This window comes from Acinetobacter calcoaceticus (assembly GCF_051947995.1).
Lineage (GTDB): Bacteria > Pseudomonadota > Gammaproteobacteria > Pseudomonadales > Moraxellaceae > Acinetobacter.
In genome coordinates this window covers 26741-43619 of record NZ_JBLVVH010000006.1, presented here as the reverse complement: position 1 = coordinate 43619, position 16879 = coordinate 26741, and the positions used below count along the sequence as shown (strand labels likewise).

At 43.3% G+C, this 16879-nt stretch carries 13 protein-coding genes; 6 read left to right on the top strand and 7 right to left on the bottom strand.

Annotation, left to right across the window (positions count from 1 at the left end; all coding sequences use genetic code 11):
- Positions 1–19 precede the first annotated feature (19 nt).
- Positions 20–403, bottom strand: a complete 384-nt coding sequence (locus ACNQO6_RS12485) for an SCP2 sterol-binding domain-containing protein (RefSeq protein ID WP_004651955.1) — start codon at positions 401–403, stop codon at positions 20–22.
- Between the two features lie 196 nt (positions 404–599).
- A complete protein-coding gene (gene ttcA / locus ACNQO6_RS12480; protein ID WP_343579932.1) occupies positions 600–1505 on the bottom strand; it encodes a tRNA 2-thiocytidine(32) synthetase TtcA in 906 nt (301 codons plus the stop codon).
- Between the two features lie 497 nt (positions 1506–2002).
- Between ttcA and ACNQO6_RS12475 the strand changes: the two genes are divergently transcribed.
- A complete protein-coding gene (locus tag ACNQO6_RS12475; protein ID WP_440209155.1) occupies positions 2003–2872 on the top strand; it encodes a lytic transglycosylase domain-containing protein in 870 nt (289 codons plus the stop codon).
- Positions 2873–3089: 217 nt separating this feature from the next.
- Entirely contained in the window at positions 3090–3995 is a 906-nt protein-coding gene (htpX, locus tag ACNQO6_RS12470) for a protease HtpX (RefSeq protein ID WP_005231873.1), read from the top strand.
- A 58-nt stretch (positions 3996–4053) separates the two neighbouring features.
- On the opposite strand, the gene ACNQO6_RS12465 is transcribed toward htpX, so the two are convergent.
- The 3 genes from ACNQO6_RS12465 to ACNQO6_RS12455 all read right to left on the bottom strand — a co-directional run bounded on the left by ACNQO6_RS12465 (position 4054) and on the right by ACNQO6_RS12455 (position 9461).
- Positions 4054–4647 (bottom strand): DUF4112 domain-containing protein, encoded by a 594-nt coding sequence (locus ACNQO6_RS12465; protein WP_440209154.1) that lies wholly within the window; start codon positions 4645–4647, stop codon positions 4054–4056.
- A 78-nt stretch (positions 4648–4725) separates the two neighbouring features.
- On the bottom strand, positions 4726–6063 hold the full coding sequence (gene mgtE / locus ACNQO6_RS12460) for a magnesium transporter (protein WP_440209153.1): 1338 nt from the start codon (positions 6061–6063) through the stop codon (positions 4726–4728).
- 293 nt (positions 6064–6356) lie between these two features.
- The gene (locus ACNQO6_RS12455; RefSeq protein ID WP_440209152.1) at positions 6357–9461 is read right to left on the bottom strand and encodes an efflux RND transporter permease subunit; all 3105 of its coding nucleotides are present in this window, start codon (positions 9459–9461) and stop codon (positions 6357–6359) included.
- Positions 9462–9830: 369 nt separating this feature from the next.
- On the opposite strand from ACNQO6_RS12455, the gene ACNQO6_RS12450 reads away from it, so the two are divergent.
- Together ACNQO6_RS12450 and ACNQO6_RS12445 are read left to right on the top strand one after the other, a co-directional pair.
- Positions 9831–11444, top strand: coding sequence for a phosphoethanolamine transferase (locus ACNQO6_RS12450; RefSeq protein WP_440209151.1), 1614 nt, complete (start codon positions 9831–9833; stop codon positions 11442–11444).
- A gap of 171 nt (positions 11445–11615) precedes the next feature.
- The gene (locus ACNQO6_RS12445; protein WP_440209150.1) at positions 11616–12758 is read left to right on the top strand and encodes a glycerophosphodiester phosphodiesterase; all 1143 of its coding nucleotides are present in this window, start codon (positions 11616–11618) and stop codon (positions 12756–12758) included.
- Between the two features lie 40 nt (positions 12759–12798).
- On the opposite strand, the gene pnuC is transcribed toward ACNQO6_RS12445, so the two are convergent.
- Positions 12799–13404: a nicotinamide riboside transporter PnuC gene (gene pnuC, locus ACNQO6_RS12440; RefSeq protein ID WP_440209149.1), complete on the bottom strand. Its 606-nt coding sequence runs from the start codon at positions 13402–13404 to the stop codon at positions 12799–12801.
- A gap of 352 nt (positions 13405–13756) precedes the next feature.
- On the opposite strand from pnuC, the gene ACNQO6_RS12435 reads away from it, so the two are divergent.
- A complete protein-coding gene (locus ACNQO6_RS12435) occupies positions 13757–14695 on the top strand; it encodes a DMT family transporter (protein ID WP_440209148.1) in 939 nt (312 codons plus the stop codon).
- Positions 14696–14829: 134 nt separating this feature from the next.
- Positions 14830–16428: an alpha/beta hydrolase family protein gene (locus tag ACNQO6_RS12430; protein ID WP_440209147.1), complete on the top strand. Its 1599-nt coding sequence runs from the start codon at positions 14830–14832 to the stop codon at positions 16426–16428.
- Positions 16429–16463: 35 nt separating this feature from the next.
- Here ACNQO6_RS12430 and ACNQO6_RS12425 read toward each other — a convergent pair whose 3' ends face one another.
- The gene (locus ACNQO6_RS12425; protein ID WP_440209146.1) at positions 16464–16778 is read right to left on the bottom strand and encodes a DUF5713 family protein; all 315 of its coding nucleotides are present in this window, start codon (positions 16776–16778) and stop codon (positions 16464–16466) included.
- Positions 16779–16879 lie beyond the last annotated feature (101 nt).

Here is a 16879-nt window from a genome sequence, read left to right as displayed (position 1 = left end):
TTTTTTATTTGGAAAGAGTTTAAGCTGTTTGCTCAAGTACTTTCTTGAATAAATCTTTTTGCTCTTGGCTTGGCTTCGCTGTTTGTAAAGCCATAAGCTGAGACATATCACCTTGAACCTTGATTTTACCAGTCATGAATGCTTGCATTGCAGCAGCCATATCGAACTCAAGGAATACTTTACGTAAAGTTTCAGCATCCATGTTCAAAGTTGTTTTCGCATTTGAAGATAAACCTTTCTGGATTTTACCCGCATCTAAAGCTAACTCTGTATTACCCGCTGCATCAGTTACAACCAAGTTAATCGCTAAATTCGCAAGCGCAGGTGGCAAGTTTAAATCACCAGCTTCAGCAGTAAGTTTTTCAACAGTTGCAAACCAATCATCAGTTAAAAATGCAGCCATGATTATTCCTCAAATGTATTTGTTCAATTTCTTGTGCCATCTATCCAGACGGCATCTCATGAAGCAATTTGCTTGTGCCCTGTTATAGCATGTAATTTTTATTTTAGGCTATGATTTTTTGTACGCGGGATTCAATTTTTAAATTTTTTATAAAAAAAAGGTACTTAACAAGTACCTTTTCAAAAAGTTTTACACTTTACTCTGCTGCAAAACTCAGGTTCACCACATCAAGACGGTTCTTCATCTCTTCTGGATCTTTCATATCAAACTCGCGTTGACCATCTAAAGCTTCAAAGTCGAATAACTCACGGTCTGCCAGTTGTGATGGAGAAACATTCTGTAAGGCACCGAAAATGCTGTGCAAACGCTTCGGATGCTGTTTGTCCCATTCACGTAACATGTCATTGATAATGGCGCGTTGTAAGTTTTCTTGAGAACCACACAAATTACATGGAATGATTGGGAAGTGGCGTAATTCAGCATACTTGATAATGTCCTTCTCTTCGACATAAGCCAAAGGACGGATTAGAATATTCTTCTTATCTGAAGAGAGAAGCTTTGGCGGCATCGCTTTTAAACTGCCACCATGGAATAAATTCAAAAAGAAGGTCGCCATGATGTCATCACGATGGTGGCCCAACGCAACTTTAGTCGCTCCAATCTCCTGAGCAAAGCCATAGAGTGAGCCACGGCGTAAACGTGAGCATACCGCGCAGTAGGTCTTGCCTTCAGGGGTTAAACGCTTGGTAATGGTATAGGTATCTTTTTCCAGAATGTAATATGGAATATTGTTCTCTTCCATATAACGAGGCAAGACATCTTCAGGGAAACCAGGCTGTTTCTGATCCAGATTGACGGCAACCACATCAAAGTTGATTGGCGCAATACGCTTGAATTGCAACAGGATATCAAGCATGGTATAGCTGTCTTTACCGCCAGACACACAGACCATGACCTTGTCACCCTCTTCGATCATGTTGTAATCACGAATTGCATGTCCAACCTGACGACGAAGTTTTTTCAACAGGCGATAATACGCCGAACTTGTCGGAAGCTCTGGCTTGAAATTAAATCCTTGGTTGGACTCCACTGGCGCGTACATAGACGTGATTTACTCATAAACAAAAATACCGCGCAATTTTATCTCATTCCAGAAAATTGCGCATCTAAAGAATTTTTCAATTTCTTTCAATCGTCATATTTCAGTTTCATACTGGTAAAATTGTGATCACAAAATGTCAAATTGGCCCAGATCGCTTATATTTCAAACTTTTCCACAGTTGTCCACAAAAGCTGTGGATAAATTTGTGGATTTCTTAGCTATTGACAAACTGCCTTTATCTTAAAATAAGGCTTCGCATTAAATTGATCATTTTTTAACCAATCATTTTATTAAAATAAAATCAACAACTTATATAAGTCAAGACTTAGTTTTTAAAAAAAATATTTTAATTTTTTTTGCTGAACATTCGCACAAATTGACTTGATTTTTGTCTAACAGTCAAAAATAAAAAAATTGTAGCAAAAGTTCTTTTTATGCATTTTTTTGTTAAACTGCCACATGAAACTTATGCTCATCCTTTCGCGAATATTATAACGATGAACAAAACAACTTATTTTTTTGCTGTTTGCTTGGGAACAATCGGTTTTTTTAATGGTACAGCATCAAGTTATGCTGGGCAGACCATTTATCAATTTAAAGATGATAATGGAACAACGCTACTCACCAATAAGAAGAAAGCAGAATATAGTCATTTAAAAGTCGTGAAAGCCACTTATTATCCTGACAGTAATATTCATAGCTATAGTAACTGGGGAGCAAGTGAAGCTTCTGTACTACCGAGCTATAGCCGTAATAAAAATGCATTTGACCAGTTGATCCGTCAGGCTGCTCAACAGCACGGGATCTCGGAGGGCTTGATTAAAGCGGTCATGCATACCGAGTCAGGCTTTAATATCAAGGCTCGCTCCCCTGTGGGTGCCCAGGGACTCATGCAGCTTATGCCAGCAACAGCGCGCCGCTTTAATGTCAGTAATGCCTATGATCCGCAACAAAACATTTTTGGCGGTGCAAAGTACCTAAGCTGGTTACTGAAACGGTTTAACGGTAATACCCAATTGGCGATTGCTGCCTATAATGCAGGTGAAGGCAATGTCGACAAATACGGCGGCATTCCGCCATTTCGTGAAACACAGGACTATGTCCGTCGTGTCACCAGTCGTTACCAAAACCTTTATGCTTCAGGCTTAGGCTCATTTACAGAATCCACTAGCAGCAATACTCAGGTATTGGCACAATCTGCAAATTACACCTCATCATCAAATAATATTGCCGAAGCACCCCCAGCGCCTAAACAATATAACCGTCAGATCATTACCCTTGCAGATGGAACCTTTACCGATGCACCATCGGGAACCTATACCACCGCCAATGCCACTGCAACAGCCCGAATCCGTCTAAGTAACTGACCATTCAAGCTGTGTATTCTCATGGCATGATTTTTCTTGCTATTTTTTATACAAAATAGCTTTTAAGTCCCTGTTTCACAGCCAGTTCATAATTTTATTGGCTAAATGTATCTACGCCCATTTTTTTCTTGAATTTTTAGGGATCGCCCTGCATATTAGCGTTATGATTTATAATTTATAAATCAGATCACTTTTTCTTTATAAGAGGGTTTTCTCAATGATGCGGATTGGTTTGTTCTTGCTAACCAACCTCGCGGTACTGGTTGTAGCTGGCATTATCTTGTCACTCTTCGGTGTCGGTAGTTACCATGGCGCGGGTGGCTTGAATCTAGGCAACCTATTGGTCGTCTGTTTTGTCTTTGGTATGGTGGGTTCGATTATTTCCCTGTTCATGTCAAAGTGGATGGCTAAAAAAACCACTGGGACAGAATTAATTGACCCAAATGCACCCCGTAGTCAAGCAGAAGCTTGGTTATTACAAGAAGTGGCGCAATTATCCCAACGTGCAGGTATTAACATGCCTGAAGTGGGTATTTTCCCTTCTTACCAATCCAATGCATTTGCGACAGGTTGGAATAAAAATGATGCTTTGGTTGCCGTTTCAACCGGCCTACTCGAGCGTATGAACAAAGATGAACTTCGTGCTGTACTGGCGCACGAAATCGGTCACGTTGCCAATGGCGACATGGTGACGCTTGCACTCATCCAAGGTGTGGTCAACGCCTTTGTGATGTTCTTTGCACGTATTGCCGGTGACTTCATTGACCGTAATGTATTTGGTCGTGAAGATGGTGAAGCACCAGGTCTTGCCTATTTTGCCATTACGATTGTACTCGACATCGTATTCGGTATTTTGGCCTCTGCCATCGTGATGTGGTTCTCTCGTCAACGTGAATATCGCGCAGACGAAGCTGGCGCACGTTTAGCAGGTAAACAGGCCATGATTTCTGCACTTCTTCGCTTACAAGCAGAGTCAGAAATGCCAGATCAAATGCCGAAAGAAATGAAAGCATTTGCAATTGCGGAAGGTAAGGAACAAGGCTTTAGCTTAGCGGCTTTATTCCAGACCCACCCAACCATTGAACAACGTGTTGCTGCATTACAGCAATTAAATGTTCAATAATCAGTATCAGATCAACCATAAAGCCTCCACCATGGAGGCTTTATTTTTATTTAACAATCTAGTGTGTCTGGAAAGATTGATAAAATTGCCACAGATAACTAAAGCCTGCCCATACTGCCAGCACCAGTAACATCACCACTGCGATGCCCAATAGATCAGGAATGCGCAACCAGATCCAGCTCACCACCGGATTACGCCAGAAGGCAGAAGTTTTCTGTTTTTGCTCAAGTGACTCATGCAGGAATGGATGCACCACATGAATATCGCTGTGGACCTGATACTCTTCACGAATATGCTCATGCACGATCTCGAGCGTCTTGCGGCTGGGGCGGATGAATACGTCAAATACAGTGCCGACAATCGGTACGAAGCCAACCAGCATATCCATAATCGCCAGTTTCACCACACCTTTGAGCTTATGTTGCGGTACACCGACTTCTCTGGCTTTTTTAAAGGCATATAAGGTCAGAATAAAACCGGCAATATCTCCGGCAAATGGAATTGTGCTGAGTGCAGCATCCGCACCAACACCCTGCTTGGTAAACGGTATGCGAACCAAGCTGTCCATAGTATTGGCAAATTTGGCCAAATCACGCTCGACCGCAATCGCTTGCTGCTGAGTTAGTTTTTTTTGTTCTGGGTAATCAGTCATCCGCTCAACCTAAAAACGATGTTTATCCTTGAGAATAAAGTAGTTTTTAGGTTTTGTCGGTACAATTATGATTACAGCCTAGAATAAAATCATGGAGGCGATAAATAAATAAACGATCACCCCGGTGGCATCACAAATCGAAGTAACCAGCGGTGCGGATGCACTGGCAGGATCAAGCCCGGCCTTATTTAAAATAAAAGGCAAACTCATCCCGATCAGACAGCCCATCAATACAATCCCCATCATACTTAAGGCCAGGACTAGGGCCACCATTTCGTCACCACGGAAATAGCCCAGTAGCGAAACAGCCACCGCCATGGTACCACCCAGGCACAGGGCCACCAGACTTTCCCGCCCCAGTAGCGAGAACCAGTCTTTAAACTGAACATCTCCTGTCGCCAAAGCACGGACCATTAGTGTTGAAGATTGCGAACCCGCATTCCCGCCACTGCCTACCAGCAATGGCAAGAAGAAGACCAGCACCAGATTCTGCGCAATTACATCTTCATAATGCGCAATTCCGATCCCAGACAATAGACTTCCGAATACCAAGAAAACCAGCCAGAACACCCGTTTCTGGTAGAGCTGCAGAATTGGTGCAGATTTAATGCTGAGTTTGGACGATGCATCCACGGCTCCGACTTTTAAGAAATCTTCGGTGGCCTCTTCACTAGCAACATCCATCGCATCATCATAGGTCACGATCCCGACCATCATGTCATGGTGGTCAATAATCGGCAATGCCAATAGATCATAACGGGCAATGGTTTTGGCGACCTCATCCTGATCGGTATCGACATACGCGGTCAGGACGTTGGTTTCCATCAACTCATTAATATTCTGTTCTTCAGCCGCCAGAATTAATTGTTTCAGGGATAAAACGCCCAGGATTTTTCGCGCCTGATCCAGCACATAAGCAAAATAGATGGTTTCAGTATCGGGTGCTTCCAGACGCAACATTTTAATCGCATCTTTCACTGTGATATCAGGTTTGAGCGTGGCGTATTCAGAACTCATGATTGCCCCCGCTGTTCCTTCCAGATAAGCAGAAAGCTGGCGAATATCTTCCCTTTCAGCCTGTGCTAAGGCAGGCAGTAACGCATTCTGCTGCTCCTGATCCAGACACTTAAACACATCGGCGCGCTTATCCGAAGACATCTCTCCAATAATTTCAGCCAGAATATGTCTAGGCATCGCTTTGGCCAGTTTGACCTGTTCATGGGGAGGAAGATAGGAGAAAACGTAGGCACGCTCGGGTAAGTGGGTGAGCAGCAATTGGCTTTGCTCTACAGAGAGCTGGGTCAAAACATCGGCAAGATCCACAGCCCGAAAGGTCTGTACGGATGCGAGTGCAAGTTCAATATGCTTATTTTTAAGTGCGTCGCTTAGTAAATATAAAAAATTATTGTAGCTCATGTTAGCCTCTTCACTACAAATGTTCTGCAATGAAGAACTACAAGCAGCCTATTGATTTACTGCTAAATAGAAAGCTTCATGCAGATTTTGATGAATATAAAAATGTGTAATCTGGGAAAAATTACAACTCTGCGTGTCCATTTAGGCAATCAAACCTCATTAGACCGTTTATACGGCACGGCAATACTACAAATTTTTTTTAATATTCTCAACTTACTCAACAAAAATGAACAATTGCTGTCTCATGTTGAGCCAGCAATTGTTCATTTTTATGCTGATGTAAAACAATGTCATTAAGCAGGTTCAACATTCTGTTTAGGCTTGAATACTGTTCTTACCAAAACATACATAAACGGAATGAAGATCAGTACCAGAATGGTCCCGAATACCACACCGCCAAACACACTATAACCAATGGCTTGTCTGCTTAAAGCACCTGCTCCACTTGAAAACATCAGGGGAATAACCCCTGCACCAAAAGCAATAGAAGTCATCAAGATTGGGCGTAAACGCAATCCTGCTGCATGTAATGCGGCGTGCAGTGCGGTTTGGCCCTGTTGTTGCAGGCTGGCTGCAAACTCAACCATTAAAATGGCATTTTTACAGGACAAGCCAATGGTGGTAAGCAAAGCAATCTGGAAATAAATATCGTTGGCGAATCCGAACAGGTAACTGAATAAAATCGTTCCGCCGACCCCTAAAGGAATCGCAGCCATCACCACCGAAGGAATTGACCAGCTTTCATATAGGGCTGCAAGGCAGAGGAAAATAAAGGCAATCGAAATGAGATACAGCCAGATCGCCTGATTACTGGATTTCTGTTCCTGATAAGACAGTCCACTCCAGGCCAGCCCAACATCAGGCATTTTATCGACCAGTCCCTGAATGGCCTGCATTCCTTGTCCGCTACTAAAGCCACTCGCGGCATCCGCTTCTAGACTGATTGCTGGATAGCCCATAAAGCGTTCCAGCATTGGCGGTGCGCCCTGCCAATCAATCTGGCTAAATTGCGAAAATGGTACCATTTGTCCATTGGCATTCTTCACATACCAGTAATTGAGGTCTTCCGGTTTAGAGCGATAGGGTGCATCACCTTGTAAATACACGCGCTTGATCCGGCCACGATCAATAAAATCATTGATATAACTGCCACTCCAGGCGGTCGATAAGGTGCGATTGATCTCGCTGACGTTAAGCCCATGTATCATCGCCGCTTTATAGTCAATTTTGATATTCAGTACCGCCTGATCATCATTGCCCTTTTTATCCAGATTTTCGACCGAATCCAGTGCATTACCCTGTTGCTGTAAGCTCTTAAAAGAATCCAGCAAGCTTTTTTGGCCGAGTCCCCGGGTATCCTGTAACCAGAAATCAATCTTATCCGAGTTACCTAATCCGCGAATCACCGAAGGCATTAACACCATAATACGGGCCTGATTATTCTTGGAAAAATATTTCATTGCTCGCGCGCGAATTTGCTGGGCACTGTTTTCCACACCTTTTCGATCATCCCAATGTTTAAGAGAAACAAAGGCCTGCCCAAGATTTTGTCCAGTTCCTGAAAAATTGCGCCCATGAATTACCATCACGCCAGTTAAATTGGCCTTCTCATGTTCCAGAAAATAATCGGAAATCTGTTTGCCAACTTCTTCAGTTTTGCTCATCGGTGTGCCTTCCGGTAAACGGAATTGTACTCCTAATAGGCCCTGATCTTCCTGAGGTAGAAAGCTGCTAGGCAATTCGCGATAAACCCAGGCAAAAATCCCAATCAGGAGAGCAATGCCAATCAGGGAAAGGCTTTTTAAACTGATCACCTTGTTAGACACATTCAAATAGCGTGTTTTAATCGAGTCGAGTCCCTGATTAAACTTGACTGCCCAACCTGCTTGTTTGTATTGCGGTTTAAGCAAAATGGCACATAAAGCCGGGGTCAGAATCAAAGCCACCAGTAAGGACAGCCCCATCGCAACTACGAGGGTAATGGAGAACTGTCGATAAATAATGCCTGTCGCACCACTAAAAAAGGACATCGGAATAAAAACGGCGGTCAGGACCAAAGTGATGCCGACCAAGGCCCCACTGATTTCCTGCATCGATTGAATCGACGCCTGTTTGGCACTGAGTTGTTGTTCGTGCATGAGACGTTCAACATTCTCAACCACCACAATCGCATCATCAACCAGCAATCCAATCGCCAGCACCATGGCAAATAAGGTCAGGGTATTAATACTCATGCCTAACACAGCCAGTACCGCAAAGGTTCCCAGGATCACCACAGGAACGGTGATTGCGGGGATCAAGGTGGCACGCCAGTTTTGCAGGAAGATGAACATCACCAGTACCACCAGACCAATCGCTTCGATCAGGGTAGATACCACCTGTGACATCGACTCTTTTACAAATGGGGTATCATCCCGTGGATACACCACAAAATAGCCTTCCGGCAAGGACTTCTCTAAACGTTCAACTTCTTTATACACTGCATCGGCCACTTGCATCACGTTCGCACCAACCGTGAGTGACAAGGACAGCCCCGAAGCAGGATAACCATTTAAGCGGTTAAAGACCTGATAGTTTTCAGCACCCACCTCCACTCGGGCGACATCCTTTAAATAAACAAAACTGCCGTCAGCATTGGCTTTCACGATAATATTTTCAAACTGTTCGGGGGTGCGTAATAATGATCCTGAAGTAACTTTGGCATTCAGATATTGATCTCTCGCTGCTGGTAAATCTCCAATCGCACCAGCAGCCACTTGTGTATTCTGGTTTTCAATTGCAGAACGGACATCACTCACTTGAAGCTGATAGCGTTCAAGTCGTTGCGGATCTAACCAGATGCGCATGGCATATTGCGAACCAAAGACACTGACTTCACCAATCCCTTCAATCCGGCTGAGATTTAATTCAAAATTGTTAGTCAGATAATCGGAAATATCCAGATTGGTCGATCGGCCGGACTTGTCGCCCAGACCAATCACCATAAAGGAATCACTTAATGATTTACGGACGTTGACGCCTTGCCGTTGTACATCCTCAGGTAAACGATTGATTGCCCCATTAATTGCATTTTGGACCTGAACCTGCGCCTGATCAGGATCGGTACCCTGTTCGAAGAACAAACTGATACGGCTATTACCACTGGCATCACTGCTGGAGTTGAAATAGAGTAAATGATCAATGCCCTTAATTTGTTGTTCCAGCACCTGGGTTACACTATCTTCCACTGCTTGCGCATCTGCACCACTATAGTTAGCCGCAACGGTAATTCGAGGAGGTGCAATATCCGGATAACGTTCAACCGGTAAAGTTAAAATCGAAAACAGCCCCACCGCCATGACAATCATTGCTAAAACAGTTGCAAAAATAGGGCGGTGAATAAAAAATTTAGATAACATGGCTGTTCATTTCCTTGGTGAAACAGTCAATATTTAATAGGATATTTTTACTACAACATAATTGTTCAATGATTGCTCACTCTTGCATTCAAATCAACTTTCATTAACATAACTTTTTAGTTAAACTTAATTTAAGGAGAAAACATGGAGTTTATGTGATTTAAATGCTACTTATTTAAGCACATTTTTCCCTGGCCTCTTATTTTTTCCTGCTTAAATCTTTCATACTGCAACACGCTGGCAAAATCAAAAAAAAATTAATTTACTTTATAATCATATACATCACAATTTTGAATTGACACTTTGCTGACTTAAACAGATATTAGCACGCTTAGTTTATCTCCCCTCCCCATACTGTATTAGGCATATATGAAGGCCAGCTTAAAAAACTTGAATATTCTGCTGTTGATCTTGCTACCCGCCTTGATCACAGGCGGCTTACTGATTGCAGTCGGTAATTTATCTGATGGTTTAAGACTTGGCTGTTTATCATTGCCCGGTGTGCTATTTATTTATCTGGCGATTACACGGCAGAAAATCTATTGGTACATCCTTGCGATTATCTGGTGGTTTTTGGCCTGGTTAGATGCGCTATTACGGTCAAGCACCTGGCTGTTATTCAATAGTGATAATGAGGCCTATTTCATTATTGAGGCGCTTGCCAATACTAATCGCCAAGAGAGTCTAGAGTTTTTCCAGCTTCATCTCGCGACCATGCTCACTGTGGCAGCCGGCCTATTCGCCTTGGTCATCTTATATAGTATTACCGTGTTTAAACTGGTTAAACCGATTCATTTTAGCCGACTCTGGCACAGCCGAATTTATCGGGGCTGTATCATTTTTCTAATCTTGCTGGCCACCACCAGTTATCTGATGAAACCGTCACGCAAGGTACATCCGATTGTATTCTGGACTGACTATCAGGCTAAAATTCAAGACTTTAAAGATCGAATTAAACAGCACAAAAATGTCCATTTGCAATGGGACAAAAGTGCAAGGCAGAATCTGGTACTAACAGAACAGGCAAAAGGCAAGCAGACGCATGTACTGGTCCTCTCAGAAAGTCTAACCAGTTTAAATCTGGGGATCTGCGGCTACCCACGGAATACCACGCCTGAACTGACAAAACAGCTTGATGACATCAAGGTGTTTTGTCATGCTTTCTCTCCTTCACCGTCTACAATCAATGCATTACGCGTTCTGTTAACCGAAAGCCCAGCTTCAGAACATGATCAATATTCACCTGAAAGTATATTGGCCTATGCACGGGCAGCGGGATATAAAATTTACTGGCTCAGTAATCAGGACGATACTTACTTATCTTCGTTATTCGGTTCTTATGCCGATAAAGCAGTCTATAAAAATAAACGCTCGGGTCGGAGTAGTACTTCTCTAGATGAATCACTCATTCCAGATTATCAACTGGCACTAGCAGATCCTGAACCGAAAAAACTGATTATTCTCCACCTGATCGGTGCTCATCCAAACTATAAAGAACGCTATCCAGCGGCATTTAATCGTTTCACGAGTAATAGTAATGATGCTGTCGAAACCGATCTCAAAAATCGGGACATTGATCCGTGGATTCGTTCATTGCGCAACGATTATGATAATGCGGTCTTATATGAAGATTCTCTGCTCAGTAAATTCCTAAATGATTTAAGAGCAGATGCAGTACCTGATTTTAGATCGTTTACCGTGGTTTCCGATCATGGCAATGAAGTCGGACATGAAATTGATTATGCCGGTCATAGTCCCAATACCCAAGCGGGTTATCAAGTGCCTGTGATCATGTGGTCAGATCGCTTACACAGCACAGGCGTAGATAAAGAAAAAATCTTGAATACGGCTGAACTGGATAATAATCTGATGCGGATTATGGGGCTCAAGGACAAATCCTCGCCCTCTCAAACCTATTGGCTAGATGATAATTATCATTTCACACCGGAAGCTAACTGGCCTTACTGGAAAAACAACTTGTAATCATATGTTGCTTTAATCCAGTACGGAGGGCTGCTTTTCACTGGATTTTTATGAGTATGGCTGCTTTTTAAAATTCTCGATATTTTCATAAAACCATCATCTCCCTGTCATGTGTTTGATAACTTCAACGCTCAAACTAGCGGCTTGAATAAAAAACACATGAGCTTATCTATGTTTAAAAAAGCAGTTCTTTGTCTGAGCCTGATCAGCCTTGCTGGTTGCAATGATGACAACAATGATCAAAACAATATCAAACAACCGAATAATCAGGGTCCAAAAATTCTGGTGGTGGGACATCGAGGAGCCAGTGCACTTCGCCCAGAACACACGCTTGCATCGTATCAAAAGGCGATTGACGACGGCGCCGACTTTATTGAGCCGGATCTGGTTTCAACTCAGGATGGCGTTCTGGTCGCTCGTCATGAAAATGAAATTGGCGGCACCACCAATGTTTCGACCTTGCCACAATTTGCCGATCGTAAAAAAACCAAGGTGATTGATGGCGTGACTTTGCAAGGTTGGTTTACTGAAGACTTTACTTTAAACGAATTACAACAACTGAAAGCACGTGAGCGCATTCCCCAATATCGACCAGACAATCAAAAATACAATGATCTCTATCCAATTCCGACCTTAGCGCAAATTATCGAATTGGCCGAAGCACATTATAAGAAAACTGGCAAAATCATCGGTCTTTATATCGAAACCAAACATCCTACCTATTTCCAGAAGCAGAATCTTGCCATGGAAGATAGCCTGCTGAAAACCTTATCTCAATATCAATACACCCGCGATATTGCACCAATCTATTTACAGTCTTTTGAAGTCGGCAATTTGAAATACTTAAAGAACCAGCTTGATCTGCACAAAAGTGTCAAACATGCCCAACTGATCCAGCTTTATGATGCGCCCGATACCAAACCTGCTGATTATGTAGCTGAAAACAATCCGAAAACCTATGCAGATTTAGCCACGGCGAGCGGTCTTAAAGAGGTTGCAAAATATGCCAATGGCGTCGGCCCATGGAAAGTCTATGTCTTTAAAAATGACGACATGACGGAAACCACCTCCTTTGTTAAAGATGCCCATCAGGCGGGTCTAAAGGTGCATCCATATACCTTCCGGCCTGAAAATAACTTCCTGCCAGCCAGCTTAAAATGTAGCGCAGGTAAAGCCAAAGAAGCGGAACGTTGTGCCGCAGGTTCAATCAAGGAAATGCAGCTTTATTTCAAAGCAGGTGTAGATGGTATCTTTACCGATGATCCAGCATTGGGGCGTCAGGCAGTACAAAGTTATCAAGCCACGGCAAAATAAGTCTTGTTTCAAATTTAAGGGCAGTTTGAGCTGCCCTTATTTATGCATGGCTATGCTGTTTTTGCTTGACCTGTTGCCATTGCCACCAGCCATAAGCAGCCAGCCCAACAAAGGCGGCATAGAGCCCTGCGGTCAGGAAAACTTCTTTGTAGATAAACATGCCCACATAGATGATATTGACAAAAATCCACAGAATCCACGTGGCAATATGCTTTCGACTGGTCCAGTAGGTTGCCAATAAGCTGAATGCCACCAATTGCGAATCCAGCATCGGTACCGCAGCATCAGTAAAATGTTTAAGAATCAAGCCAAACAGCAGACCAAAAAGAACGGCCATCCCCATTTGCGCCAATACCCGAGTTTTGGCAATCGGTTCAATCCGGATCTCATGGTCCTGTCGTTTGCCTTTCAGCCAGTAATAGAATCCATACACATTCATCGCAATAAAGAAAAATTGCAGCAGTGTTTCACCATATAAGCGGAGGCCAAAGAAAAAATAGGCGTATAAACTGCACGCCAGAAAATTAAACCACCAGCACCACATGTTGCGTCGAATGGTTAAGGTCACACCAATCAGACTGATCACGACCGCAAAAATTTCAAAGGCAGACAAGAGCAAACTTCTTTCAGAATTTGTTGGCAACATTATGGAAAAATCTGCAATTTTAGCAATGCCCAATTGTTGATTTACTTTATCTATATTTTTATCTTCATTTGAGAAAATGGCTATTTTTCAAACATCCCCTATGCTATAAAAGATCAGAATCAGTTTCGAATTTTTTATATGTTGAACCCTCAAGCTTCCTGTTCACGTCCAAATGCGATTGCGCATGACATTTCTGTCTATGCGGCATGGCGACGTGTCTACGCGTTACCGCGAGGGGACTTGATATATTTCAGATGATGAAACTTTAAACATCAGTTGAATCCACAGGTCGCCTCATGAGCGACCTTTTTTATTGTCTTAATTTCACCGTTGTTATTACAGGAATCATGTCATGACCCAGTTGCCCGAAAAGAATGCTCTCTCCATACCACAGCTACAACCGGCTGTAGCCCCTGTTTCCCCTCGCCTTGCTACAGTCGGTCAATTCATCGCCGTGGTACTGATCTGGTCATTTACACCTTTAGCTGCGGTCTGGACAGTACATGAAATTCACTGGGCTTGGGGATTATTCTTGCGATTCAGTATCGCCATTCCACTGGCCTTACTGTGCCTGCTTTATTTTCGCTTGAAACTGACCATCAACAAGACTGCCATACTCAGTTATTGTGCCGGTGCGCTTGGGCTGTTCGGCTCCATGACATTTTGTTATATGGGTGCAACCCGCGTCTCTTCCGGCATGATCTCGATTATTTATGGGACCGCACCGTTATGGTCGGGACTGATTGCCGTGTTTATCCTCAAACGCGAACACTTTTTAAAACGCCAATGGTATGGACTCATCCTGGCAGTTTTCGGACTTTCGCTCACCTTAGGTCTTGGCGCAACGCACCTCCAGCTAGATAGGCTTGGGGTCATCTATGAAATTATTGCAGTGCTGCTGTACGTATTTTCCATGTTTGCCGTTGCACAAATTGGTGCCGGGATCCATCCCATTATTCAAACCACAGGCTCAACGCTTGTTTCGTGGTTCGGCTACCTGTGTTTATTACCCTTTTTCCTCAGCCAAGCACCGACCCAGTTGCCAAGCCTGCAAACAGGTCTGGCCTTGTTATATAGCGCATTATTTTCGTCAGTGCTGGCCATGATTTGTTACTTCCACCTGATCCAGAAACTGAACCCGACCACGGTCATGCTGATTACCATATTAACACCCGTCCTTGCGACTGGCTGGGGAATATGGTTTAACAATGAAGCATTAAGCTCACATCTGATCATTGGACTTATTTTTCTATGCTTCGGCTTATTTCTTTACGCTTACCGTAGAAAATAAGGTATAGATAAGGTTTTAAAACTGACAGGTCAGTCAACAGGACCTGTCAATAATAGTATCGGCCAACAAGCCACAGTAAACTATCCCGATCACCTCGTGATTTCTCAAAGATTTGTTCAAGGATGAAATAATCTATGCGTTCTTACGTCTTCTGGCTCTGCTTCGGTTTGTTGTTTGTGTTGCAAGGGTGTGTACATGCCACTTCGCAATCAACATCGGTTAAAGGCAAAAGCATCGAGCTAAAACAGCGCTATTATCAGGCGAAAACAACGGCACCTGATGGAACTGTACTGGCCTTTACGGTGTATCAACCGCATTTAAAACTAGGCCAGACTGCGCCTTTAATTTTACATACGCATGGCTTTGGTCTCTCCCGGATGAAACGTCCGGAACTGAGTTTGTATGGTTTCCTGTTACCTACCGGACAAGTCGCGAAAACGGCCTGGCAGAAGGGCTACTGGGTCGTGAGTTATGACCAGCGTGGTCACGGTGATAGCCAAGGAAAAATCCGCCTGACTGATCCAGAGAAAGAAGCTCAAGACGTCATCACCCTGATGAACTGGGCAGAAAAAAACCTGCCGCAACTGGCAACAAATCAACATGGCGTGCGAACAGGCATGATCGGTGAGTCTTATGCAGGTGGCGTACAATACATCGCTTCCGCGCGTGATCCCCGTTTACAGGCTATCGTTCCCATCACAACCTGGTATGACATCGTCAATAGCCTTGCGCCAAATGGAGTACCCAAAAGTAACTGGATCGGTTTTCTCAACCTGATTGGCGATTGGTGGAACTGGAATAAGTTTGATCCCGAATTAAAACAGGCCTATCTTGAAACGCAACAAGGTCAACTGAAAACCTCCACCTATGATTTTTTAAAAACTCATCAAGCCAGCTGGTTTTGTGACCATGCACAGGCACCTCAAGCGGATGCACTGATTATTCAGGGTTTTAGAGATATCTTGTTTCCCTTTAATGAAGGAGTAAAAGCAGCCCAATGTATTCAGCATGCTCAGCATGACGTCCATTTGTTTGGAGTACAGGGCGGACATTTACAGCCTTTTGCCCAGCATTCGCCTCGCGGCAACACGCCCTTCTGGTATATTGGCAAAACTGTGAGTTGTGGCAACCAGCAAAAATATAATCTGCAAGATACCATCTTGGACTGGTTCAACCAGAAGCTCAAGGACCAAACGCCAGCGATCAACTTACCGGAGTTATGTGTGGATCAAAGTCCTGTCACGAGCTTAAATGACCTGAATCCAACTCAGTCCTATCATCTGAATAAAACCCGGATCGCACCGACTGCAACTCAAGCGGTCTTTGTTCCTATCCATACCGCCACCCAACGCAGTTATATCACGGGTGCCCCACGGCTGTCGTTACAGGTAGAAACACCATCTAAAGTAGATCCGACCTTATTTATCTCTGTTGCGATTAAATCCAAAATCACAGGGAAATATGAGGTTTTAAATGATCAGACTGCGCCGTTCAATGTCGGTAGGAAACTAACTTATGACCAGATTACCCAAGGCATAACCCAGCTGGATGAACCGCATTTAACCATTGAATTGCCAAGTATGAATGGGCGATTGAATCAAGGCGATACACTGGGCTTACTCATCAATACACAGAGCATCTACTATCAAAAAATAAAACAGCCTAAAATTGAAGCATGGATTTCAGGGCACATTGTTTTACCTAAATTTTGGGGTGAGAGCGCTTCGAAATAATATTTATTTTTATAAAAAACCAGCGAGAGTGAATCCTACCACTCTCGATTGGCAATCAATTCTTCCATTTCGATATCCAGATAACCGACCTCTTGCACCACCATCATCATGGCTTCAGCAATATAATCTGCGGCAGTGTCATCTAAACTGGAATCCAGGTCTTCAAATTGCGGCTTCATTTCGTTAATTGCGATCATGGTCTGATGCGCAAAACGATAGATTTCCGTTTCAGACAAACCGCTACGGCTCACTTTTTTTGAGAACTGGAGAATGTGCTGCCTGACTTCAGCCACGAGAATATCGGGATAATATTCATCGTCAAACATGGGGAGGAGTAAATCTTCGAACATAAAAAATAATATGCCAATAAAACGCCATGCTTATAACATAATCTAACCAAAATCACGATATTTAGACATAAAAAAAGCGGTTTTCCGACCGCTTTTTTTTA

Coding starts and splice junctions, on each gene's coding strand:
- ACNQO6_RS12485 (WP_004651955.1), bottom strand. CDS start 403: ATGGCTGCATTTTTAACTGATGATTGGTTTGCAACTGTTGAAAAACTT.
- ttcA (WP_343579932.1), bottom strand. CDS start 1,505: ATGTACGCGCCAGTGGAGTCCAACCAAGGATTTAATTTCAAGCCAGAG.
- ACNQO6_RS12475 (WP_440209155.1), top strand. CDS start 2,003: ATGAACAAAACAACTTATTTTTTTGCTGTTTGCTTGGGAACAATCGGT.
- htpX (WP_005231873.1), top strand. CDS start 3,090: ATGATGCGGATTGGTTTGTTCTTGCTAACCAACCTCGCGGTACTGGTT.
- ACNQO6_RS12465 (WP_440209154.1), bottom strand. CDS start 4,647: ATGACTGATTACCCAGAACAAAAAAAACTAACTCAGCAGCAAGCGATT.
- mgtE (WP_440209153.1), bottom strand. CDS start 6,063: ATGAGCTACAATAATTTTTTATATTTACTAAGCGACGCACTTAAAAAT.
- ACNQO6_RS12455 (WP_440209152.1), bottom strand. CDS start 9,461: ATGTTATCTAAATTTTTTATTCACCGCCCTATTTTTGCAACTGTTTTA.
- ACNQO6_RS12450 (WP_440209151.1), top strand. CDS start 9,831: ATGAAGGCCAGCTTAAAAAACTTGAATATTCTGCTGTTGATCTTGCTA.
- ACNQO6_RS12445 (WP_440209150.1), top strand. CDS start 11,616: ATGTTTAAAAAAGCAGTTCTTTGTCTGAGCCTGATCAGCCTTGCTGGT.
- pnuC (WP_440209149.1), bottom strand. CDS start 13,404: ATGTTGCCAACAAATTCTGAAAGAAGTTTGCTCTTGTCTGCCTTTGAA.
- ACNQO6_RS12435 (WP_440209148.1), top strand. CDS start 13,757: ATGACCCAGTTGCCCGAAAAGAATGCTCTCTCCATACCACAGCTACAA.
- ACNQO6_RS12430 (WP_440209147.1), top strand. CDS start 14,830: ATGCGTTCTTACGTCTTCTGGCTCTGCTTCGGTTTGTTGTTTGTGTTG.
- ACNQO6_RS12425 (WP_440209146.1), bottom strand. CDS start 16,778: ATGTTCGAAGATTTACTCCTCCCCATGTTTGACGATGAATATTATCCC.